22 protein-coding genes and 4 tRNA genes are annotated in these 20,861 nt (G+C 44.3%); 9 read left to right on the plus strand and 17 right to left on the minus strand.

The annotated features are described in order from the left end of the window. Nucleotides 1–46: 46 nt before the first annotated feature. A complete protein-coding gene (locus tag F0261_RS17475; protein WP_069944046.1) occupies nucleotides 47–604 on the minus strand; it encodes an acyl-CoA thioesterase in 558 nt (185 codons plus the stop codon). A gap of 92 nt (nucleotides 605–696) precedes the next feature. Here F0261_RS17475 and F0261_RS17480 point away from each other — a divergent pair, with 92 nt between their 5' ends. Further along, the gene (locus F0261_RS17480; protein WP_014976143.1) at nucleotides 697–1,320 is read left to right on the plus strand and encodes a flavin reductase family protein; all 624 of its coding nucleotides are present in this window, start codon (nucleotides 697–699) and stop codon (nucleotides 1,318–1,320) included. An 11-nt stretch (nucleotides 1,321–1,331) separates the two neighbouring features. Here F0261_RS17480 and F0261_RS17485 read toward each other — a convergent pair whose 3' ends face one another. Beyond that, nucleotides 1,332–1,676: a helix-turn-helix domain-containing protein gene (locus F0261_RS17485; RefSeq protein WP_014976144.1), complete on the minus strand. Its 345-nt coding sequence runs from the start codon at nucleotides 1,674–1,676 to the stop codon at nucleotides 1,332–1,334. A 105-nt stretch (nucleotides 1,677–1,781) separates the two neighbouring features. Between F0261_RS17485 and F0261_RS17490 the strand changes: the two genes are divergently transcribed. Together F0261_RS17490 and F0261_RS17495 are read left to right on the plus strand one after the other, a co-directional pair. After that, a complete protein-coding gene (locus F0261_RS17490; protein ID WP_014976145.1) occupies nucleotides 1,782–2,576 on the plus strand; it encodes an SDR family NAD(P)-dependent oxidoreductase in 795 nt (264 codons plus the stop codon). 19 nt (nucleotides 2,577–2,595) lie between these two features. After that, nucleotides 2,596–3,252, plus strand: a complete 657-nt coding sequence (locus tag F0261_RS17495) for a cupin domain-containing protein (protein ID WP_171338563.1) — start codon at nucleotides 2,596–2,598, stop codon at nucleotides 3,250–3,252. A 172-nt stretch (nucleotides 3,253–3,424) separates the two neighbouring features. Here F0261_RS17495 and F0261_RS17500 read toward each other — a convergent pair whose 3' ends face one another. From F0261_RS17500 to lolB, 14 genes are all read right to left on the minus strand, one after another. Continuing rightward, on the minus strand, nucleotides 3,425–4,831 hold the full coding sequence (locus tag F0261_RS17500; RefSeq protein WP_061485388.1) for a sodium:alanine symporter family protein: 1,407 nt from the start codon (nucleotides 4,829–4,831) through the stop codon (nucleotides 3,425–3,427). 320 nt (nucleotides 4,832–5,151) lie between these two features. Continuing rightward, nucleotides 5,152–5,227: transfer RNA gene (locus tag F0261_RS17505), tRNA-Gln, on the minus strand. Nucleotides 5,228–5,231: 4 nt separating this feature from the next. Continuing rightward, nucleotides 5,232–5,316 (minus strand) — tRNA-Leu (locus F0261_RS17510). Between the two features lie 34 nt (nucleotides 5,317–5,350). Next, nucleotides 5,351–5,427 (minus strand) — tRNA-Met (locus F0261_RS17515). 171 nt (nucleotides 5,428–5,598) lie between these two features. Then, a complete protein-coding gene (locus F0261_RS17520; RefSeq protein WP_283619678.1) occupies nucleotides 5,599–6,441 on the minus strand; it encodes a peptidylprolyl isomerase in 843 nt (280 codons plus the stop codon). A gap of 277 nt (nucleotides 6,442–6,718) precedes the next feature. Continuing rightward, nucleotides 6,719–7,810: a redox-regulated ATPase YchF gene (ychF, locus tag F0261_RS17525; RefSeq protein WP_171338560.1), complete on the minus strand. Its 1,092-nt coding sequence runs from the start codon at nucleotides 7,808–7,810 to the stop codon at nucleotides 6,719–6,721. A gap of 41 nt (nucleotides 7,811–7,851) precedes the next feature. Continuing rightward, the gene (gene pth / locus F0261_RS17530) at nucleotides 7,852–8,433 is read right to left on the minus strand and encodes an aminoacyl-tRNA hydrolase (RefSeq protein WP_171338561.1); all 582 of its coding nucleotides are present in this window, start codon (nucleotides 8,431–8,433) and stop codon (nucleotides 7,852–7,854) included. A 5-nt stretch (nucleotides 8,434–8,438) separates the two neighbouring features. Beyond that, nucleotides 8,439–9,071: a 50S ribosomal protein L25/general stress protein Ctc gene (locus F0261_RS17535; RefSeq protein ID WP_014976150.1), complete on the minus strand. Its 633-nt coding sequence runs from the start codon at nucleotides 9,069–9,071 to the stop codon at nucleotides 8,439–8,441. 366 nt (nucleotides 9,072–9,437) lie between these two features. Then, entirely contained in the window at nucleotides 9,438–10,439 is a 1,002-nt protein-coding gene (locus tag F0261_RS17540) for an NAD(P)-dependent alcohol dehydrogenase (RefSeq protein WP_014949012.1), read from the minus strand. A gap of 124 nt (nucleotides 10,440–10,563) precedes the next feature. Further along, complete coding sequence (locus F0261_RS17545) at nucleotides 10,564–11,046, minus strand: ribose-phosphate pyrophosphokinase (protein ID WP_171338562.1); 483 nt, start codon at nucleotides 11,044–11,046, stop codon at nucleotides 10,564–10,566. Between the two features lie 255 nt (nucleotides 11,047–11,301). After that, a complete protein-coding gene (locus tag F0261_RS17550; RefSeq protein ID WP_014949014.1) occupies nucleotides 11,302–12,249 on the minus strand; it encodes a ribose-phosphate pyrophosphokinase in 948 nt (315 codons plus the stop codon). Nucleotides 12,250–12,282: 33 nt separating this feature from the next. Further along, nucleotides 12,283–12,358, minus strand: a tRNA-Gln gene (locus F0261_RS17555). A gap of 33 nt (nucleotides 12,359–12,391) precedes the next feature. Next, complete coding sequence (gene ispE, locus F0261_RS17560; protein WP_049588856.1) at nucleotides 12,392–13,258, minus strand: 4-(cytidine 5'-diphospho)-2-C-methyl-D-erythritol kinase; 867 nt, start codon at nucleotides 13,256–13,258, stop codon at nucleotides 12,392–12,394. Beyond that, nucleotides 13,258–13,884 (minus strand): lipoprotein insertase outer membrane protein LolB, encoded by a 627-nt coding sequence (gene lolB, locus F0261_RS17565; RefSeq protein ID WP_049588857.1) that lies wholly within the window; start codon nucleotides 13,882–13,884, stop codon nucleotides 13,258–13,260. The genes ispE and lolB overlap by 1 nt, the downstream gene beginning before the upstream one ends. A gap of 131 nt (nucleotides 13,885–14,015) precedes the next feature. On the opposite strand from lolB, the gene hemA reads away from it, so the two are divergent. The 6 genes from hemA (at nucleotide 14,016) to kdsA (ending at nucleotide 20,462) form a co-directional block, all read left to right on the plus strand. Next, entirely contained in the window at nucleotides 14,016–15,290 is a 1,275-nt protein-coding gene (hemA, locus tag F0261_RS17570) for a glutamyl-tRNA reductase (RefSeq protein ID WP_014949017.1), read from the plus strand. A 15-nt stretch (nucleotides 15,291–15,305) separates the two neighbouring features. Next, a complete protein-coding gene (gene prfA / locus F0261_RS17575) occupies nucleotides 15,306–16,391 on the plus strand; it encodes a peptide chain release factor 1 (protein WP_014949018.1) in 1,086 nt (361 codons plus the stop codon). Nucleotides 16,392–16,427: 36 nt separating this feature from the next. Then, entirely contained in the window at nucleotides 16,428–17,267 is an 840-nt protein-coding gene (prmC, locus tag F0261_RS17580) for a peptide chain release factor N(5)-glutamine methyltransferase (RefSeq protein ID WP_014978891.1), read from the plus strand. Between the two features lie 153 nt (nucleotides 17,268–17,420). After that, the gene (locus tag F0261_RS17585; protein WP_014978892.1) at nucleotides 17,421–18,983 is read left to right on the plus strand and encodes a DUF3369 domain-containing protein; all 1,563 of its coding nucleotides are present in this window, start codon (nucleotides 17,421–17,423) and stop codon (nucleotides 18,981–18,983) included. A 232-nt stretch (nucleotides 18,984–19,215) separates the two neighbouring features. Then, a complete protein-coding gene (locus F0261_RS17590; protein WP_014949021.1) occupies nucleotides 19,216–19,587 on the plus strand; it encodes a SirB2 family protein in 372 nt (123 codons plus the stop codon). A gap of 20 nt (nucleotides 19,588–19,607) precedes the next feature. Next, complete coding sequence (gene kdsA / locus F0261_RS17595; RefSeq protein WP_014978893.1) at nucleotides 19,608–20,462, plus strand: 3-deoxy-8-phosphooctulonate synthase; 855 nt, start codon at nucleotides 19,608–19,610, stop codon at nucleotides 20,460–20,462. 62 nt (nucleotides 20,463–20,524) lie between these two features. On the opposite strand, the gene F0261_RS17600 is transcribed toward kdsA, so the two are convergent. Next, nucleotides 20,525–20,803 carry a hypothetical protein gene (locus F0261_RS17600; protein ID WP_014949023.1) on the minus strand — a complete coding sequence of 93 codons (279 nt, stop codon included), beginning with the start codon at nucleotides 20,801–20,803 and terminating at the stop codon, nucleotides 20,525–20,527. Nucleotides 20,804–20,861: the final 58 nt, after the last annotated feature.

Genomic DNA, 20,861 nt, shown 5'->3' on the forward strand with positions numbered 1-20,861 from the left:
AAAGCCAGTTGATTAATACGCAACTGGCTTTTTTTGTACCTGTTACTTAGTCATTTTTCTCAAAGGTAACTGCACAGCGATGTTCATTTAAAAGCGCAAAGTCTTCTTTGGGAATAAAGGCGTCGTAATCACGTTGCAGCTTAACTTGTGCCTCTTTTCGAATTTTACTGCGGCGTATAGCCGTTACGAAATTGCGCATTTCATGGTGAGTAGATAACTCTAGCTCAGGGACTGAAACAGGTGTGCCGCTATCATCTTTGGCAACCATGGTAAAAAAGCTGTTGTTGGTATGTTTGACCTCGTTGGTTTTTATATTTTCCGTAGTGACTTTTATCCCTACTACCAAGGATGTGTTTCCGACATAATGAACGGTAGCGTCGAGGTGAAGTAAGTCACCCACTTCAACAGGCTGTAAAAACTCGACGCCATCAACAGTAACGGTTACACAATAGGCTCCTGCGTGTTTACTTGCGCAGGCATAGGCGACTTTATCCATTAACGATAAAATGACACCTCCATGCACCTTACCGCCAAAATTAGCAAAAGATGGCACCATTAATTCAGTCAGTCTTGTTCTTGAAAAAGCGACATTACGTGCAGTCATAAACAACCTTTAATCTTAAGCCCTTGAAAAGCGCCGAATAAGCGTTCATATCAGTATTAGATTTACCCTACCACAAATTTTAAGGAATGGTTTTGTCACAAACGCATTTTTATCAACCAAAAGAAGGTCATGGCTTGGCTCACGATCCGTTTAACGCAATCATCGCACCGCGCCCAATCGGATGGATCTCTACAAAATCAAAAACGGGAGTGTTAAACCTTGCTCCTTACAGTTTTTTCAATGCGTTGAACTACACGCCGCCAATTATCGGATTTTCAGTAGTAGGCAGTAAGAAAGATTCACTGGTAAACGTACAGGAAACGGGTGAGTTTTGCTGGAATCTTGTATCAGAAGATTTGATTGATGCAATGAACACGACAAGTAAACCTCTGGCACCTGAAGAAAGTGAATTTGACCATGCAGGGCTTCAAACTGTAGAAAGTGAAGTGGTAAGCGTTCCCCGCGTAAAAGCGAGTAAGGTGAGCATGGAATGTAAGCTAACTGATGTGGTACAGCTTAAGACCGCCTCAGGTGAGGAGGTGAATAGCTGGTTTATCATGGGTGAAGTAGTGGGTGTACATATTGATAAGTCACTCATAGAGAACGGCGTTTACAGCACGCTGAAAAGTGCGCCAGTTACCCGTGGTGGCGGACGAGGCGATTATTACACTATTTCCCGAGATAACTTTTTCGAAATGCTAAGACCAGAGGGATAGAGCTGGCGATGCTATCTCGATAGATTATTGAGGTCTTCTTGTAAGGCCTCTATTTGTTCTAGTACGGCTAAAAATCTATTTCCAAACTCTGTTACTTGGTATTCAACCCGAGGCGGGAGCTCGTGATACACCGTTTTTTTCAGAATACCAAATTCCGTGTTCTTCTTCAGGCATTGATTTAATACTTTGGTGCTTAGTCCGTCTACAGTACGCACCATTTCACCGGGGCGGTTAATGCCATTTGCCAAGAGTTGGTAAACGGTAAGCGACCATTTACAGCCGTAAATCGTCTCTACCATGCGCGCGCTTTCTTGAGGTGGTATTTTTCGCTCGATTTGTTTTTCCTTAAAATTCATAAAGATGTACCTAAAAGTACTTACTGAACCAAATTATACTTACTATTCATGGAGTTATCTAAGGCGTAAGGTTATCACGAATTGAAAACAGTGAGGGAATTTTAAATGTCACTTTTAAATGATTTTTGTGAAAACCGTAACGCGTTAATTGTAGGCGGTTCAAGCGGTATAGGTCTTGCCACCGCTAAGTTATTGGCGAATGAAGGTGTTAACGTTGTGCTTGTGGGCAAGAATGGTTCCAAACTGGAAGAAGCAGTGAAAGCGGTAAGTACATTCACAAATGTATCAACCATTAGCATAAACGCTGTCCAAGTTGACTTATATAAGCCTGCAGACGTACAAAAATTAATAAAGTACGTAGAAGATGCAGCTGTACCTTTTCATTACTTAATAAATGCTGCAGGGTATTTTAACCCTAAGCCATTTTTACAGCATACATGCGAAGATTATGATGTTTATCATGATTTGAATAAAAGCCTATTTTTTATCACCCAAGCGGTAGCCAAAAGAATGTCTCAGCACAGTGTTGGCAGTATTGTTAATGTTGGTTCTATGTGGGCTAAGCAGGCCGTTAAGGCGACTCCTTCGTCTGCTTACTCCATGGCAAAAGCAGCGCTGCATTCACTTACTCAGCATCTGGCCATGGAACTTGCCGACGATGGCATACGTGTAAATGCAGTATCGCCAGCGGTAGTTAAAACACCTATTTACAATGCGTTCGTTCCAGAAGAGCAAACCGATGAAGTATTGGAAGGTTTCAATGCGTTTCATCCGATAGGACGTATAGGAACTCCAGAAGACGTGGCACATGGCATCCTTTATCTGTTATCAGAAAGAGCTAATTGGACTACCGGTACCGTATTAGATATTGATGGTGGTGTAATGGCAGGTAGGAACTAATAAAACGAGATTATCAATGATGCTTAATATGAACTTTGATGAACGCTTGGCGATTAATACGCAAATGCAAGAGTGGAAAGCGTCACCGTCTTCTACGGTATGGCGTAAACCCTTAGAGCGTGAAGCAAAAGAGTCAGGTCATACAACTAGCGTTGTAAAGTACGAAGCAGGAGCGAGTTTTAAGCAGCACAGTCATCCCTATGGTGAAGAAATTTTGGTGCTTGAAGGTGTGTTTTCCGATGAACACGGTGATTACCCTGCAGGTACTTACTTGCGTAACCCGCCAGGCAGTAAACATAGCCCTTTCAGTAAAGAAGGCTGTGTGATTCTGGTTAAGCTGAATCAGTTTGATAAGCGCGATTTGAGTGAAGTACGCGTAAATACAAATAAAGCACAATGGCTGCAAGGGCAGGGCGGTTTACAAGTGATGCCGCTCCACAACTTTGAGCATGAACATGTGGCGCTAGTTAAGTGGCCCGTGGGAGAGGTATTTAAGCCTCACAAGCATTTCGGAGGTGAAGAAATTTTTGTGCTATCGGGTACATTTAAAGACGAACATGGTGCATACCCAAAAGGCACATGGTTGCGCAATCCTCATATGAGTCAGCATCATCCTTACGTGGATGAGGAAACAATAATATGGGTGAAGACAGGGCATTTGCCAGTAGCGTTGTAGGCCGCCATTTCATTTGTTGCAGGTAAATCAAAACCAGTGTTTTACTTGCGGTCAATTGCTACAAACGAAAAAGGCTAACCCGAGGTTAGCCTTTCTTTTTGTTTAATCTCACTAGATTAAAGTTAGCCCGGTAACACCTAACTTTAAAACACTAACCTAGTAAAAGCCGGACTTAATCCCAAATACCCTCTTCTGACTTACCCTGTATTTCACAGTCGCCCGCTTTGTATTCCATGTTTGCGCCGGTGTCTTTTTTCTTAAAGTAGTCTTTGCTGATAGACACAATGGTAGGGGTCATCCATACAATAGCAATGATGTTTATCACCGTCATTAGGCCCAACGCCATATCGGCCATGGCCCATACCTGAGGTAGGGCTGCCTGTGCGCCCCAGTAAATCATGCCTAAATAACCAATAGTGTAAACTGCACGGCCTATTTTATTATCTAGCTTGAACATGTGCAGATTACTCTCGCCATAGGCATAGTTTGCCACTACAGACGTGAATGCAAATAAGCTGATGGCGGCAGCCACAAAATCAGTACCGCCTTCGCCTAGGTGACTGCTCATCGCATCTTGGGTTAGGCGTATGCCTTCCATTTGATCAGAGCTTGAACCGCCAGCAAGTAAAATGATGAAGGCAGTAGACGTACATAGCACGAGTGTATCTAAGAAAACGCCTAGCATCTGAATGTAACCCTGTGATACGGGGTGATTAGGGTTTGGCACAGCACTCGCCGCAGCGTGCGGTACAGAGCCGCTGCCTGCTTCGTTTGAATAAAGCCCGCGCTGAATACCATTTTTAATGGCCGCACCGAGTGCACCAGCGCCAGCTTCCTGCAAGCCAAATGCTGATTTAACGATATCGAGCAGCATGGCTGGCAGTTCGGAAATATTAATGAAGGTAATAGCCAAAGCCACAAGCACGTAGCCTATTCCCATAAATGGCACCACAAACTCGGCAAAGCGCGCAATGCTTTTAAGGCCTCCCACGACGATTAAGGCTGCCAGTGCAATAATGGCTAGGCCTACATATTCCGTGGGGAATGAGTATGCATTGTTTAATGCATCGGTAATAGTATTGGCTTGAACGGCGCTAAAGACAAAGCCGTAGCCAAAGAACAAACATAGAGAAAATGCGACTGCAAGCCAGGTTTTGTTCAAACCCTGCTTGATGTAATAAGCGGGACCGCCACGGAACTCGCCGTTTTCGTCACGGACTTTATATAGCTGACCTAGTACACTTTCGGCAAAGCCAGTGGCCATACCTAAAAGGGCAATCATCCACATCCAAAAAATAGCGCCAGCACCGCCTAGAGATATAGCAACCGCGACGCCAGCTAAGTTACCCGTGCCTACGCGAGCCGATAAGCTGGTACATAAAGCTTGGAATGAACTGATCCCATCCTTAGTAGAAGTGTTACTGCCCTTTAGTAGGCTGAACATATGGCCGAAGTGCCTAAGCTGCACACCGCCAAGTTTAACGGTAAACCAGATACCACATGCAAGCAGCATAATGATAAGTACCTGACCGTCTCCCCAAAGAATATTGTTAACTAATGAAACGAATTCGTTTATCACGCACTTTCCTTCGTTATTGTTTTAATTATTGCTCGGCGTGTAGAAATGAACTGAACATGACAGGTGCGTTGTCAGAACAAACGCTTCGGCTTAAGCAAACTTTTATTTGCTAAACCTTGGAATAAGCCGAGCTATATCGATAAAAAACCAATACTAGCACGACAATTAAATGATTGGACAATGAAAACGTACTGAAACTATGACGTTTTATGCTCGCATATAGCAAATTTATTCATTCATGGGGGAGAAGAACACATTTGCTGAACAATACGAGAGTACAAACAAAAAAACCGCTCAAAAGAGCGGCTTTTTCAAGAATATGGCTGGGGTAACAGGACTCGAACCTATGAATGGCGGGATCAAAACCCGCTGCCTTACCAACTTGGCTATACCCCAATATTGGTGCGGAAGGAGAGACTTGAACTCTCACGCCGTGAAGCACTGGAACCTAAATCCAGCGTGTCTACCAATTCCACCACTTCCGCAATGTAGACTTCCAATTAAGGAATAAGTAAAAGTTGGTGGCTACGGCGAGATTCGAACTTGCGACCCCATCATTATGAGTGATGTGCTCTAACCAACTGAGCTACGTAGCCTTGCTATTCTCTTCCCTCTCAGGAAGTGGCGCGTATTATGCGTATATGACTGGCAACCGTCAACCCCTTTTTTACTAACTTTTTTTAAATGCTCATTAAGTGTGCGCATTAGGGCGAAATACGCGCAAAAAGCCGTGAAATTGAACAACTTGCACGAAAAAAGTTAGCTATTTACCACGCTTTGTTACTGGTTTTTGTTTGGTAATAACATACGTCAATAGGGCGCGGGCCATACGTATTGTCATGAAAAAACGGGTTATCTAAGTTTCTTCCTGTGTTTGCCCGTTTTTTATATTCTTCATGATGCGGTGTTTGCAGAAAATAAGGTGTAGCGTTGTTTGCATGCACAAAAGCCTGCTTAATTTTGCTTTCTTGCGTTATATCATCTAGAACGCCACCTCTGTCCATATTTCCTCGCGGCAACTTTTGAAGCACATCCATACCGTGCAGTACGCGACCAACGACCGACATATTTCTGTCTAAGTGTCGTGGTGCTTGCCCAATCACAATATAAAACTCCGTACTGGCTGTATCTTTCTCGCTATTGCGAGCAAACGCCACAACACCTGGGCAGTGAAGCCCCCACATTTCTTTTCGGCTTTTATCAATGCCTACTGGAAAGCCATCTAAAAATCCGGTGTTAGGCGCAAACATATCCTGATTCTCAACCACGTTTACATTGCTATTAAGCGGTTGCGTAAATTCAGCGTTAATAGGTTTAAGCAGATTCGGCGGAAATTGTGATGCGTCATGCGTATCGTTGCTGCCTGCCTGTGCCACAAACCCGTCTACTACACGATAAAATGCTTGTTCGTTATAAAAGCCTGCGTCTATTAAACTTTTAAACCTGGCCACATGTTTTGGTGCAAGGGTAGGGTGAAGCGCAATAACTACATCGCCATATGCAGTTTTAAACGTCACAGTATTACTCTGAGGAACTTGATACCAACTGGCAGTGTTACTTGCTAATGCTGGTGCCTTTTCAACAGCATCGCTACTGATTTGTGAATTCACTGGATTAGTTTGAGGTTCACTGGCAAAAGAAAAATTAGCCAGGCTTAACAAGCACAACGCTTTAATTGAGGTTCTTAAAACAGAAAATCGTTTGGCGTGCTGTGATTTGCTGCAAGTTAAAGGGCGTGAAGCGCAAAGCTGATTAATAGTCATTACAAAAGCCGTTAGTTTTTTACTAGTTATATCAGGCCTATGTGCGCTTCACAATTATTCGCTAGAAACAAAAAAGCCACCTTGCGGTGGCTTTAGTAAACAGTGCTAATTTCTACAATAGAAATTACACGTTAAAGCGGAAGTGAATAACGTCACCGTCTTTAACAATATAGTCTTTACCTTCTAAACGCCATTTGCCTGCGTCTTTCGCACCTTGCTCGCCATTGAACTCAACGAAGTGATCGTAGCCTACGATTTCAGCGCGAATGAAGCCTTTTTCGAAGTCGGTGTGAATTTTACCTGCCGCTTGTGGTGCAGTTGAGCCTTCAGGGAAGGTCCACGCACGTACTTCTTTTACGCCTGCAGTAAAATAGGTTTGTAGCGTAAGAAGACTGTAACCCGCACGAATTACGCGGTTAAGACCTGGCTCTTCTAGACCCATGTCTTGCATAAACTCTTCGCGTTCGTCGTCTTCAAGCTCAGCAACATCAGACTCGATTGCCGCACACACTGCAACTACAGTGGCATTTTCGCCTGCTGCAATTTCTTTAACCTGATCAAGATACGGGTTGTTTTCAAAACCGTCTTCATTCACGTTTGCAATGTACATGGTTGGCTTAAGGGTAAGCATGTTCATGTAGCTGATTGCCGCAAGCTCTTCTTTAGTCAGCTCAAGTGAACGTAGTAACAAGCCTTCGTCTAGGTGCGGCTTAATCTTCTCAAGCACTTTCATTTCGTACTTGGCATCAGCATCGCCACCTTTTGCGCGCTTAGCAACACGGTGAAGTGCTTTTTCTGTTGTTTCTAAGTCGGCAAGTGCAAGTTCGGTGTTGATAACATCGATATCGTCTTTAGGGCTAACGCGACCTGCAACGTGAACAATGTTCTCATCATCAAAACAGCGTACTACGTGACCAATAGCGTCAGTCTCACGGATGTTAGCAAGGAATTTGTTTCCTAAACCTTCACCTTTAGAAGCACCTTCAACCAAGCCAGCAATATCTACGAATTCCATGGTAGTAGGAATAACGCGCTGAGGTTTTACGATTTCAGCCAACTTGTCCAAACGAAGATCTGGCACAGGAACAACACCTGTGTTTGGCTCGATAGTACAAAACGGGAAGTTTGCCGCTTCAATACCTGCTTTAGTTAATGCATTGAAAAGTGTTGATTTACCTACGTTTGGTAGGCCAACAATACCGCATTTAAAACCCATGGTATGGATCCTTAGTTTGGAAAAGTGATAACTGGCTAGGTTTACCCTTTGTGCGAGTGTAACCTGTTTTGTGCTTGCTTAAGGTCTTCTTTCAGCAAAATTTCTGTACAGCGTACCGCTTCATCGATGGCACTTTCAATGGCTGCTTTTTCTTCTGCTGGTGGTTTTCCAAGAACATGGCCGGTAACGCGACTTTTATGACCTGGATGACCAATACCTATGCGCAAACGCAAAAAATTCTTGTTGTTACCCATTTTAGCCACAATGTCACGCACGCCATTTTGACTAGAGCTTCCGCCCACTTTGTATTTTGCAACACCTGGGGGTAAATCTAACTCGTCAAACGCTACTAATATTTGTTCTGGTTCTATTCGGTAAAAGTTAGCCAGTGCTGCTACGGCTTGTCCACTTTTATTCATAAAGGTAGTGGGGTAGAGCAAACGGATATCTTTGCCTGCAATGGTAATGCGAGCAGTTTTACCGAAGAATTTGGTTTCTGGTTTTAGCGGGGCGTTGTAGGCGTCGGCTAGTTGGTTGAGAAACCATTCACCGGCATTGTGTCGGGTATTTTCATATTCGGGGCCTGGATTACCCAGACCCACGACAAGGCGGATATCAGCCAAGAGGATTATTCCTCAGAAGCTGCTTCTTCGCCGTCTTCTTCTGCGTCAGCCGCTTTAGGAGCAGGCTTAACAGTTACAACCGCTAGGTCGTGAGCTTCGTCGTTCTTCGCAAGTTCTACTGAAGAAACGCCAGCTGGAAGAGTTAGGTCAGAAAGGTGTAGCGTTTGACCCATTTCAACACCAGCCATATCTACCTCGATGAACTCAGGAAGGTTCTTAGGTAGACAAGTAACTTCGATTTCAGTTACGTGGTGCTCAGCAATACCGCCAGCTTTAACAGCAGCAGATTTCTCTTCATTTACGAAGTGAAGTGGTACGTTAGTGTGAACGTCTTGACCAGCGATTACACGTTGGAAGTCAATGTGTGTGATCTTTGGCTTGAACGGGTGACGTTGCATATCTTTAACTAGAACTTCAACAACTTTACCGTCAAGGTTAATCTCAAGAACGTGAGAATAAAACGCTTCAAAGTCAGCAGAGTTGTTTACTTTGTTATGATCTAGTGTGATAGAAACTGGTGCTTCTTCACCACCGTAGATGATACCAGGAAGCTTATCTTCGCGACGTAGGCGGCGGCTCGCACCTTTCCCTAGGTCTGTACGAACAGAAGCGTCTAGTTTGAAATTTGCTTCAGACATTGTCTGTCTCCAAAAATATAAGTCTAATAATGTGGATTTTTGCGACCAAAACCCACGGTAAAATGATGTGAATTACGTTAAAAAGTAATTTTCTATGCGCAATAAAACACCAGCCCAAAATTCAAGGGCGGCGAATTCTAACACCACCTACCAAAACATACAATTACAAAGGCGGATAAAATATCCAGCTAAGCAAATGCAAGTATTTGCGTTACTCACAATAAAAGAAGCGCACCTTGGCGCGCTTCTATCATATTTATAGAAAAAAGCATTTTGTTAAGACTAACTTGACCGCTAATTGTCTCTTTCCAAAGGCTCAATAAGATCAACAGGCCTTAAAAACATAGCAACTTTTTACACAAGCGTTTACTTCGTCAGCACCACTCTGTAATGGGCTTTACCGTCTCTTAGTCGCGCAATTGCGTCATTCACGTCTTCAAACTTGAAGGTTTCGGTCACAGGTTCAATATTGTGATGTGCTGCGAAATCTAGCATGGTCTTAATGGTCGCGGGGCTTCCTACTGGCGAACCCGACACGCTTTTTTGACCACCAATTAGGTTAAATGCACCAATATCTAGGGGTTCAAGGGTGGCGCCTACAAAGTGAAGTCGGCCTTTCGGTGCCAATGTAGATAGGTACAAATTCCAGTCTAGCTTCACATTTACGGTTGAAATAATTAAGTCAAACCGACCGCGCGCTTTTTTAATTTCGTCTTCATCACGGCTATTAATTGTATCTGATGCACCTAGCTCTAGCGCTTCCTTCTTTTTAGATTCGCTTGAAGTGAACGCTACTACCTTACATCCCCACGCATTTAAAAACTGCAGGGCAAGATGACCCAGGCCGCCAATACCAACTACACCCACTTCACTGGTAGGACTAATACCAAACTGGACTAATGGGTTGAAGACGGTAATACCTCCGCAAAAAAGAGGGCCTGCCTTTGTGCTATCGATAGCATCGGGAAGGGGAATAACGGCACGTGCTTGGGCGCGCACTTTATCTGCAAATCCACCGTGACGACCACCTATGGTCATCGTAGCATCGGCACACAGGTTATGATCGCCTTCTTCGCAGGTTCTACAACTATTGCAGTAGCCTGAATGCCAGCCTAAACCGACACGCTGTCCCACCTTAAGTGACGTTACATGTTCACCTATTTGGCTAATTGTGCCGACAACCTCGTGACCAGGCACAAAGGGATATTCTGTCATGCCCCATTCATTATCGAGCATGCTTAGGTCGCTGTGGCAGATACCACAGCTTTCAACGTCTATTTCAACGTCATGTGAGCCAAGCTTACCGGGGTCGTATTGAAACTTTTCCAGTTTTCCACCCGCTTCTTTAGCGGCATATGCATTTATCATCAATAACCGTCCTTTTAAGTGTTGCAGTGCAACATTCACGCGTACGCAAAAATTCTATAATTGCTAAATCGCTAGCTTAATTACCTTTATGAGTAATTTGCTACACGCAAAGCTATATTCGCGATCATTGTGTTTGCAGGTTATCAATGACTTTACTGGTATCGAGTACTTTAACGCTTGATACTTGAAGCACCGTACCGAATTGCGTAAAGGTCATCACGTCGGGTTTAGGCGTACCTTTAACTTCAACAATAAGGCCGTTCTTTTGATAGGTTTCATCTAAGCCATGTAGCGTATAACGATCGCCGTTTTTAGCAATAAAAGCATAAAAACCGCCTTCGAGATCTTTATAAATAATACTGCCCTTCATGGTGACTTCACCTTTTGCATTATCTTCTACGGCTTCAGCCTGAGTAACTGGTTCGGCTACCAGTTCCTTGGGCATAGACGCCTTATCGTTAGCTTGAACTGTGGAAGATTTGTCTTTCATTTCAGTTCCTTGTTTCTCAAGATCTGCTTGTTTCACTGAGTCGTCATTTCCAGAGCAGCCCGCTGTATTTAAAAGGGCAGCAATTACTGCAACAAGGCATAGTGTTTTTGTTTTCATTTTATGTCCTTAATATTAGTTTTAACGCACAACAATTCTTAACGTTAAACCTAAAATTGATGAAAAGAAAGTCACATTAACGAGTCGGAAAACGGCAATAAAGTATATTTAAGGCCTAAACGGAATGTGTTTGGCTTGATGTACTGTTCTTATTTTTAAGGTGATGTTCGCTTTCAAAGAAAAAAGAAAGGTAAAAAAAGAGCCGGCGCCACTTACATGGGCCAGCTCTTTTGTAGGAGTAACAATATTTAAATTTTAGTATTCAAACATTGCTGAAATAGACTCTTCGTTGCTGATGCGACGAATAGTTTCTGCAAGCATCTCAGATAAAGTAAGCTGTTTTACTTTTCCAATTTGCTTCATCTCTGCACTTAATGGGATAGAGTCGGTAACGATAATTTCGTCAATAACAGACTCTTTAAGATTGTTTGCAGCGTTACCTGAAAAGATAGCGTGAGTTGCGTAAGCATAAACACGACGCGCACCATGTGCTTTAAGTGCTTCAGCTGCTTTTGCAAGCGTACCGCCTGTATCAATCATGTCATCGACAATGATGCAGTCTCTGTCTTTTACGTCACCAATGATGTTCATTACCTGAGCCACGTTCGCTTTAGGGCGACGCTTATCGATAATGGCAAGGTCGGTGTCGTTAAGTAGTTTCGCAGTAGCACGTGCACGTACAACACCGCCAATGTCAGGAGAAACGACTACAGGGTCGGCAAAATCACGTCTTACCATGTCAGCAAGAAGGATAGGAGTACCGAATGCGTTATCCACCGGAACATCAAAGAAACCTTGAATTTGTTCGGCGTGTAGGTCGATAGTAAGTACGCGGTCAACACCAACGTTAGACAGGAAGTCAGCCACTACTTTCGCAGTAATAGGCACCCTAGCTGAACGAACACGACGGTCTTGGCGTGCATAACCAAAGTAAGGAATTACTGCTGTAATACGACCAGCTGATGCGCGACGTAGTGCGTCGATCATCACAATAAGTTCCATAAGGTTATCGTTAGTAGGCGCACACGTAGACTGGATAATAAAAACGTCCGAGCCACGGACGTTTTCATGAATTTCTACGCTGATTTCACCGTCACTGAAACGGCCAACTTTGGCATTTCCAAGTTTGGTGTAGAGGCGATCGGCAACTTTCTGGGCAAGTTCTGGTACGGCATTACCTGCAAAGAGCTTCATATCTGGCACAAGTGGTTCCTCAGTGCGTTGATAAAAGAGGTTTGGCTGGGGTAGCAGGACTCGAACCTACGAATGGCGGGATCAAAACCCGCTGCCTTACCAACTTGGCTATACCCCAATTTTTAAGTTCTTGTCCGATGTGGCGTACACGCTATCTTTGTTGTTCTAATTTGTCTAATAGTGGTGAGCGATTCACACCTTTTGCGACAAAACTCTGCCAAGTTTCAGGCATTTGAGCCCTAACTTGTTCGGCTAAAGTGTAGTCAGAAAAAGTGGCAAACACGCATGCACCTGTGCCCGTCATTCGCGACGGTGCGTAGTGTACCAACCACTGTAATAATTTTGCAACTTCAGGATAGCGATTCGCGACTAATTGCTGACAATCATTCCAAGTTTTTTCAAATTTATAGTCTTCCCAACGTATCGCAGGTGTATTTCTGGGCAAATCCGGCGAGGTGAACACTTCGGCTGTGCTGACATGAACATTTGGGTTCGCTACAAGAAAATACTGTTCTTTTTGGGGAGCTGGCGTTATCTCTTCTCCAACGCCTCCTGCAAATGCCGTTAGACCTCGCACAAAAATAGGTACATCAGCGCCTAAAGATAACCCAAGCTCAGCCAGTTCATCTTCACTTAGCCCTGTGTTCCAAAGGTGATTAAGCACCACTAACGTGGTTGCCGCATTCGATGAACCCCCGCCAATTCCGCCCCCCATAGGAAGGCGCTTGTCTAACGAAATAACGGCACCTTTATCACATTTTGTTTTTGTTGCCAGCAGTCGCGCTGCTTTTACAATTAAATTGTCATCGTCTGGAACCCCATCCAGTGGGGTTTCCATGCGTATGGTTGTGTCGTCTGTACTTATGTCAAAGGCGAGTGCATCGCCGTAATCCAGCATTTGAAACAGACTTTGAAGCTGGTGATAGCCGTTGTCGTAGCGGCCAAGTATATGCAAGAAAAGATTCAGTTTAGCAGGGGAAGGCCACCAATCTTTATGTTCTGAAACAGATGAGTTCACTACAGAGTCCACTGATAAATTTTAATTTTAAGCTGAGTATTAGGCATGTCCGGCGTTTCATTCTGGGTAAGCGTTATGCTGTGAGGCAACCATACAGATGTGCCATCATCTAGCTCAATACTACCGTAGTTACCGTAAGCAACTTGCCAATTGCGGCAACCTTGGCAATAGCTCTCTAGGGTATTAACCAACCCTTTTTCAGTTAGGGTGAATTTATCACCGTCTAGCGGTAAGCCTTTTACCCAAGACAATAGTGATTCCACCGGAATGACCATTCCCGTAATCTGATAAATAAGTGGTTCTGGTAAAGCATCTACATACGTTTCACCGTCAGCCTCTAATACCGACTGCTGCTGGGTAACGTTAAGGTTAACCAGACTTACCCCTAGAAAATTGGTTAATCGAAAATCAAAATCACCGGAATCGTTTTTCCAGACTAAATTAAGGCTGGCCGCTTCCTTTCCTTGGCGAAATGCAATTTTTCCGCGCATTTGCCACTGATGTACTTCAGCAACTTTTTCAAGTTGGGCCGTGAGGTTTACCGCGTTTTCTGGGCCTTTGGGAGCGGTTGTGCATGCGCTCAGTACGAAGCAGAGAAACAACAGTAGGGAAATAAAGCGAATCATTAAGGCGCGTTACCTGTATAAAAATAAAACACATTTAATTGTGACATTATGGGAACACAGTTTCACCAACACTTTCAATCATTTTGGGTTTTTCGTACAATGCCGCTCCGACGTTGCCAGCACAGATTTTAATGACTTTACTCGCCCTCGGTATTAACCACAAAACAGCACCAGTAGCACTTCGCGAAAAAGTGGCCTTTACACCAGATTCTCTGGTGGAAGCGCTTGCGAGTTTAAAAAAGCTGGAAGGCGTAGATGAGTCTGTCATTGTATCGACCTGTAACCGCACTGAGCTATACGTTAATACTCAAGACGACACCGGCCAAAAGCTTCTACAATGGTTAAGTGACTTCCATCACTTGGATGTAGAAGAGATTGCCAATAACAGCTATGTGCTCGCGCAGGATGAAGCGGTAAAGCACATTATGCGTGTAGCCAGCGGACTTGATTCACTGATTTTGGGAGAACCTCAAATCTTAGGTCAGGTGAAGCAGGCGTTTGGTGATGCAAAACACTCAGGTATGGTGAGCAGCGAATTTGATAAGCTGTTTCAACATACGTTTTCGGTGGCGAAGCGAGTTCGCAGTGAAACAGATATAGGTGCAAACGCGGTAAGCGTGGCTTATGCAGCCGTTCAGTTGGCCAAGCATATATTCGCTGAACTACCAAAACGTTCAGTGTTATTAGTAGGAGCTGGCGAAACCATTGAACTTGTGGCTCAGCATTTGAAAGAGCAAGGCGTGAGCTGTTTGGCGGTGGCGAATAGAACCGTAGCGCGAGCAGAAGCCTTAGCCGAAACACTAGATGCGAGTGTGTTTACCTTATCGCAAGTGCCAGAGCACTTAAAAGACTTCGATATCGTGATAAGCTCTACCGCAAGCCAACTGCCTTTAATAGGCAAGGGAATGGTTGAGAAAGCCCTTAAGCAGCGCAAAAACATGCCGATGTTTTTGGTTGACCTTGCAGTACCACGAGATATCGAATCAGAGGTTAACGAGCTAGGCGATGCCTATCTTTATACCGTTGATGATTTGCAGCATATTGTTCAGAAGAATTTAGAAAACCGCGAGCAAGCAGCAAAAGAAGCCGAAAAGCTCATCGACAAACAAGCTGGCGACTACATGACGTGGAAGCAGTCGCAGCAATCGATAGATTTAGTAAGACAGTATCGCCAAAAAGGCATGGCACAGCGTGACGATATTGTGGAAAAAGCCAAAGCGCAATTAGCGGAAGGTAAAAATGCCGAAACGGTATTAGAAGAAATGGCGTATAAATTAACCAATACGCTATTGCACCCAACAACCTTAGCGTTACGCGAGGCTGCCATGCACGATGACCCGGCATTGAGCCGATGGATGGGACAGGCATTAGATTTATCTGACTTTTCGTCAGACGATAATAAATAAGGTAATAAGAAGCATATGAAAGAGTCGGTAGTTAGGAAACTCGAACACTTAGTCGAGCGTTTCGAAGAAGTTCAGGCGTTGTTAGGCGACCCTGGAGTTATCGGCGATCAGGATAAGTTTCGCAACTTGTCAAAAGAGTTCAGTCAGCTAGAAGATGTAGTGGCAGGCTTTAATGCTTATCAGCAAGCACAAGAAAACTTGGCTTCAGCGCAGGAAATGTTGAACGAAGATGACGCTGAAATGCGCGAGATGGCACAGGAAGAGATGAAAGATGCCAAGGCGGAAATTGAACGCCTTGAAACTGAACTTCAGGTGCTACTCCTGCCAAAAGATCCTAACGATGATAACAACTGTTTCTTGGAAATTCGCGCAGGTGCAGGTGGTGACGAAGCGGCAATATTTGCAGGTGACTTGTTCCGCATGTACAGCCGTTATGCCGAAAGTCGTGGCTGGCGTGTAGAGTTGGTTAACGCCAATGAAGGTGAGCACGGCGGTTATAAAGAAGTCATTGCGAATGTTAGCGGCGATGGCGTGTACGGCGTATTGAAATTCGAGTCGGGCGGTCACCGCGTACAGCGTGTACCAGAAACCGAATCACAAGGCCGTATCCATACCTCGGCATGTACCGTGGCGGTATTACCAGAAATTCCAGAGTCGCAGGCAATTGAAATTAACCCTGCAGAGCTTCGCATCGATACCTTCCGTGCATCAGGTGCGGGTGGTCAGCACGTTAACAAAACCGACTCGGCTATTCGTATTACCCACTTGCCAACAGGCTTGGTAGTGGAATGTCAGGACGAGCGTTCACAGCACAAAAACCGTGCGAAAGCGATGTCGGTACTTCAAGCGCGCTTAAATCAGATTGAAGAAGAAAAGCGTGCAGCAGAAGAGGCTTCTACTCGTAAGAGCCTAGTCGGTAGCGGCGACCGCTCTGAGCGAATTCGTACTTATAACTTCCCGCAGGGGCGTGTAACCGACCACCGCATCAACCTGACTATTTATCGTTTAGACGAAGTGGTGGAAGGTGACCTTAAACAGCTTATCGACCCAATCTTGCAAGAGCATCAGGCCGATCTGCTGGCCTCTCTTTCTGACGAATAACGCTGTCTTGTTACACAAACTGTTTATAGAAAAACAATGCGCATAGACAACGCCTTAGCATGGGCTGCTAAGCAACTAGAGGGTGGGGAGTCACCCTCTGTTGATGCCAAAGTCATGTTGGCGAACATTCTAGGTAAGTCACAAACTTACCTATTCACATGGCCTGATAAAACCTTGGATGCCGCCCAGAAAGCGCAATTTGAAGTGGATGTGGCCAAGCGTAAACGGGGTGAGCCCGTGGCGTATATTATCGGCAAGCGTGATTTCTGGACCCTGTCACTGTTTACCTCGCCAGATACCTTAATTCCACGACCGGATACTGAAGTATTGGTTGAGCACGTGCTTAATTGGGTAAATCAACGATCCTCTGCATCCCTATCAATCTGTGATTTGGGAACCGGTACGGGCGCTATTGCGTTGGCATTAGCGAGTGAACTGCCAGAAGCATCCGTTACTGGCGTAGACTTTCAAGCTGGGGCGGTGAACCTTGCTATCCGTAATGCCCAAGCTAATAGCATAGCCAATGCGCATTTTGTTCAAAGTGATTGGTTTAGTGCGCTGGCAGGTCAAACCTTCGACATTATTGTTTCAAACCCACCTTATATAGAAGAATCCAGTCCATACCTTAAGGAGGGCGACGTGCGTTTTGAACCTAAAACAGCATTAACCTCGGGCACTGACGGCCTGGACGACATAAAACACATCATTAATAGCGCGCCGCAATATCTCAATAAAGGTGCCTTACTTGCATTCGAACACGGCTTTGACCAAGGGGCTGCGGTTAACGCTTTGCTCGCAGATGCGGGATTTGTAGACGTCAAAACTGTTAAAGATTACGGCGACAATGACCGGGTAACGCTAGGACAGTGGCAGTAGTTTTTAACCGCCAAAGAAGTTATCTTTCCTGTAGTTATCAAAATTTAAGTGCAAACTTGCTAATATTTTGTTTTACATTAGTATTTGTTAAGCCACTATCACACTCTAAAAAGCGCTAGATTAAACAATCTCTTACACTACAGGACGTACCAGATGAATGATGACTTTCTTTTCGCAGAAGATGACGATGAAAATGAAGTAGATGATCTGGGTAGCTGGAAAGTACTCATTGTTGATGATGAACCCGAAGTACACGCCGTTACCAAGCTGGCGCTAAATGACTTTAGTTTAAATGGCAAAACCCTTGAGTTTGTTAGTGCTTATAGCGGAGAGGAAGCGAAGGCCATTTTCAAAACCCATGATGATATCGCCGTTGTGTTACTTGATGTTGTTATGGAGACTGATGACGCCGGTCTTAAAGTGGCGGAGTATGTTCGTAACGAATTAGACAATCATTTCACGCGTATTATCTTGCGTACCGGACAACCTGGCCAAGCCCCTGAAAAAGATGTCATCATTAATTACGACATCAACGACTACAAGTCGAAAACCGAACTGACCGCGCAAAAACTTTTTACTGTTATCATTGCAGCGCTCCGCTCATATCGAGATATTATCGTTATCGAAGAAAATAGACGCGGCCTTGAAAAAATTATAGATGCGTCTGTGGATTTATTTTCCTCCCGTTCCCTCGAAAAGTTCATGCAGGGCATCATTCAGCAGTTAGCTTCGATTTTGGGCTGTTCAAAGGATGCTGCTTACATTACTACAGCGGTGGCAACCACATCGCGTACTATTAATACCTGCAACAACAAACTGGGTGACGACGAACTATATGTTTTTGCTGGCAACGGTGAGTACGCCAGTAAGGAAGGGGTGCCTTTAAAAGACGCGATTAGCGCACAAGAATATGCCCTGTGCGCAAGAGCCATGCGCGATAAGCAAATTGTTTATGCAGAAGATCACGTTGTGGCTTATTGCAACAGTAAAAGTCACAATGGCGCACTCTTGTACTTGTCAGGATTACCGAGACGAATAGGGGAAAGTGATCGTCATCTGGTAAAACGCTTTTCAGACAGTGTTCAGCTTGCTTTTGACAATGTACTTAAAACCGTTGATGTTGAAGCGACGCAGAAAGAAATAATTGAGCGTTTAGGTCGAGCGTTAGAGCATGAGTCAAATGCATCAAATAACCTCACAAGAATGGTTGAAATGGCGCAACTGTTGGCAGAAAAGGTTGGGCTGAACGAGCAAGACATCCACGAATTACGCCTTGCCGTGCCACTCCATGATATAGGGACGTCTATAGTGCCTAAATCTATTTTGCACAAAACAACGCCGTTAACCGAAGAGGAAGTATTTAAAATACGTCAGCATGCTGAATTTGGTTACCAGATTTTGCGAGATTCAAGCCGGCCCACTATCCAACTTGCAGCAATGTTAGCAAAGCAGCATCACGAACGCTGGGATGGAAAGGGATATCCAGACGGGCTTAAAGGCGAAGAAATTGATATAAAAAGCCGTATTGCCACGTTAGTTGATGTGTTTGATGCACTGTTAAACGCAAGGCCGTATAAGCCAGCGTGGACAATTGATAAGGTTGAAGCCTTATTGAAAGAGGAAAGTGGCAAGCACTTCGACCCTGATTTAGTTCAGTGTATGCTAAATGACCTTCCGGCCTTTATGGCAATTCAAGCTCAATTCCCTGACGCATAATGATTTATTTCTCCGTTATTTACGTACTGTAATACGTTACAATAACAGCCTCTAAACAGGCGCCATAATTAAAACGAAGGCAGGTGCTACATGCACCTGTTTTTTTGAGTCTGCTGCTCGTATTCTGAGTCTGTTGAATTTTGCATTGCTGTAAAACTAAATCGGCTCAATTAACACCTGTGTTAAAGTAACCAGAAGCAGCCTTACTATCTAATAAGAACAGGAACACATTATGTACATGATGGCTAAACACCTTCACATGACCGCCGTTGGCTTGAGCATATTATTTTTTGTCTTTCGCTTTATATGGAGTCAATTCGACGCTACAGCACTTAGCAAAAAATGGGTTAAAATTCTCCCTCATATCATTGATACCGTGCTATTAGCCAGCGCAATTTGGCTATGCATTATTTTGTCTCAATATCCTTTAGTTAATGCATGGCTCACATTTAAAGTTGTGGGCGTGGTGCTGTACATAGTGTTTGGATTGTTTGCATTGAAAAAAGCCAAAACAGCGTTAGGCAAATGGAGCTTTTTCGTAGCAGCGCTTGTTGTGCTTATGGCAACGGCTATGGTTGCTGTAACCAAACAACCTCTTTTTTAAGATTTAATTGGAAATAGATAATGTCTGAATCTCAACAGATTATTAATGTAGGTAACGTTGACGTTGCCAACCACTTGCCGTTTGTTCTGTTCGGTGGAATGAACGTACTTGAGTCTCGCGATCTCGCTATGCGTATCGCAGAACACTATGTTGAAGTAACGCAAAAGCTCAATATTCCGTACGTTTTTAAAGCCTCGTTTGATAAAGCGAACCGTTCATCTGTGACTTCTTACCGTGGGCCTGGCATGGAAGAAGGGTTGCGTATTTTTGAAGAAATTAAGTCGACCTTTAACGTTCCGCTTATCACTGATGTGCACGAACCGCACCAAGCCGCTCCCGTAGCTGAAGTGGTGGATGTTATTCAACTGCCTGCTTTCTTGGCGCGCCAAACCGACCTTGTGGTTGCAATGGCAAAAACCGGTAGCGTTATCAATGTGAAAAAGCCTCAATTCTTAGCACCGCATGAAATGCGTCACATCATAGAAAAACTAGGCGAAGCGGGGAACGGTAAAGTTATTCTTTGTGAGCGTGGTAGCTGCTTTGGATATAACAATTTAGTTGTGGATATGCTTGGCATGGACGCAATGAAAGAATATGCCCCAGTAATATTTGATGCGACTCACGCACTTCAAATGCCGGGTGGCCGTGCGACGTCTGCAGATGGTCGTAGAGCGCAAGCTGCACAGTTGGCCAGAAGTGGTATGGCATTAGGTTTGGCAGGGCTATTTATAGAAGCGCATCCGAACCCTGATGAAGCACTATGTGATGGGCCTTGCGCACTGCCGTTGGCAAAATTAGAGCCTTACTTGCAGCAGATGAAAGCACTAGATGAATTGGTGAAAGGTTTTGACGCGTTAGATACAAGTAATACCTAAGCTAGTATTTGATGGCGTATGCCGGTGCAAGCACCGGCATGCGTATCAGGTGTGTGAGTTGCTTATTCCGCTTCAGAAACGTTTACGCGCTCTTCACCTTTTGTCATTGCTAATAAGTTCTTGTGAAGCTGAACTTGCGTCTCTTCAGCTAAAATCGCTTTAGACTGCTTTTTCACAACAATGTGCGCATCGTTTTCTGGCAGTACTTCGGCCATTTTTACGCTGGTCATTGCTGTGTTGATTAACGATTGTAGATTGATCTTTTCTGGTTGTGCGTTAGCATTTGCAGCAGCGCTTACAAAAGCCATTACAGAAACACTAGCTAAAAGTAATTTTTTCATTTTCACACCTAATAAAAATAATTAAATAATTGTTGATGAATGTTAATATGTTTAACAA

The sequence above is a fragment of the Alteromonas sp. 07-89-2 genome, assembly GCF_013113925.1.
GTDB lineage: Bacteria > Pseudomonadota > Gammaproteobacteria > Enterobacterales > Alteromonadaceae > Alteromonas > Alteromonas macleodii.

Coding starts and splice junctions, on each gene's coding strand:
- F0261_RS17475 (WP_069944046.1), bottom strand. CDS start 604: ATGACTGCACGTAATGTCGCTTTTTCAAGAACAAGACTGACTGAATTA.
- F0261_RS17485 (WP_014976144.1), bottom strand. CDS start 1,676: ATGAATTTTAAGGAAAAACAAATCGAGCGAAAAATACCACCTCAAGAA.
- F0261_RS17490 (WP_014976145.1), top strand. CDS start 1,782: ATGTCACTTTTAAATGATTTTTGTGAAAACCGTAACGCGTTAATTGTA.
- F0261_RS17495 (WP_171338563.1), top strand. CDS start 2,596: ATGCTTAATATGAACTTTGATGAACGCTTGGCGATTAATACGCAAATG.
- ychF (WP_171338560.1), bottom strand. CDS start 7,810: ATGGGTTTTAAATGCGGTATTGTTGGCCTACCAAACGTAGGTAAATCA.
- F0261_RS17535 (WP_014976150.1), bottom strand. CDS start 9,071: ATGTCTGAAGCAAATTTCAAACTAGACGCTTCTGTTCGTACAGACCTA.
- F0261_RS17540 (WP_014949012.1), bottom strand. CDS start 10,439: ATGATAAATGCATATGCCGCTAAAGAAGCGGGTGGAAAACTGGAAAAG.
- F0261_RS17545 (WP_171338562.1), bottom strand. CDS start 11,046: ATGAAAACAAAAACACTATGCCTTGTTGCAGTAATTGCTGCCCTTTTA.
- lolB (WP_049588857.1), bottom strand. CDS start 13,884: ATGATTCGCTTTATTTCCCTACTGTTGTTTCTCTGCTTCGTACTGAGC.
- hemA (WP_014949017.1), top strand. CDS start 14,016: ATGACTTTACTCGCCCTCGGTATTAACCACAAAACAGCACCAGTAGCA.
- prfA (WP_014949018.1), top strand. CDS start 15,306: ATGAAAGAGTCGGTAGTTAGGAAACTCGAACACTTAGTCGAGCGTTTC.
- prmC (WP_014978891.1), top strand. CDS start 16,428: ATGCGCATAGACAACGCCTTAGCATGGGCTGCTAAGCAACTAGAGGGT.
- F0261_RS17585 (WP_014978892.1), top strand. CDS start 17,421: ATGAATGATGACTTTCTTTTCGCAGAAGATGACGATGAAAATGAAGTA.
- F0261_RS17590 (WP_014949021.1), top strand. CDS start 19,216: ATGTACATGATGGCTAAACACCTTCACATGACCGCCGTTGGCTTGAGC.
- kdsA (WP_014978893.1), top strand. CDS start 19,608: ATGTCTGAATCTCAACAGATTATTAATGTAGGTAACGTTGACGTTGCC.
- F0261_RS17600 (WP_014949023.1), bottom strand. CDS start 20,803: ATGAAAAAATTACTTTTAGCTAGTGTTTCTGTAATGGCTTTTGTAAGC.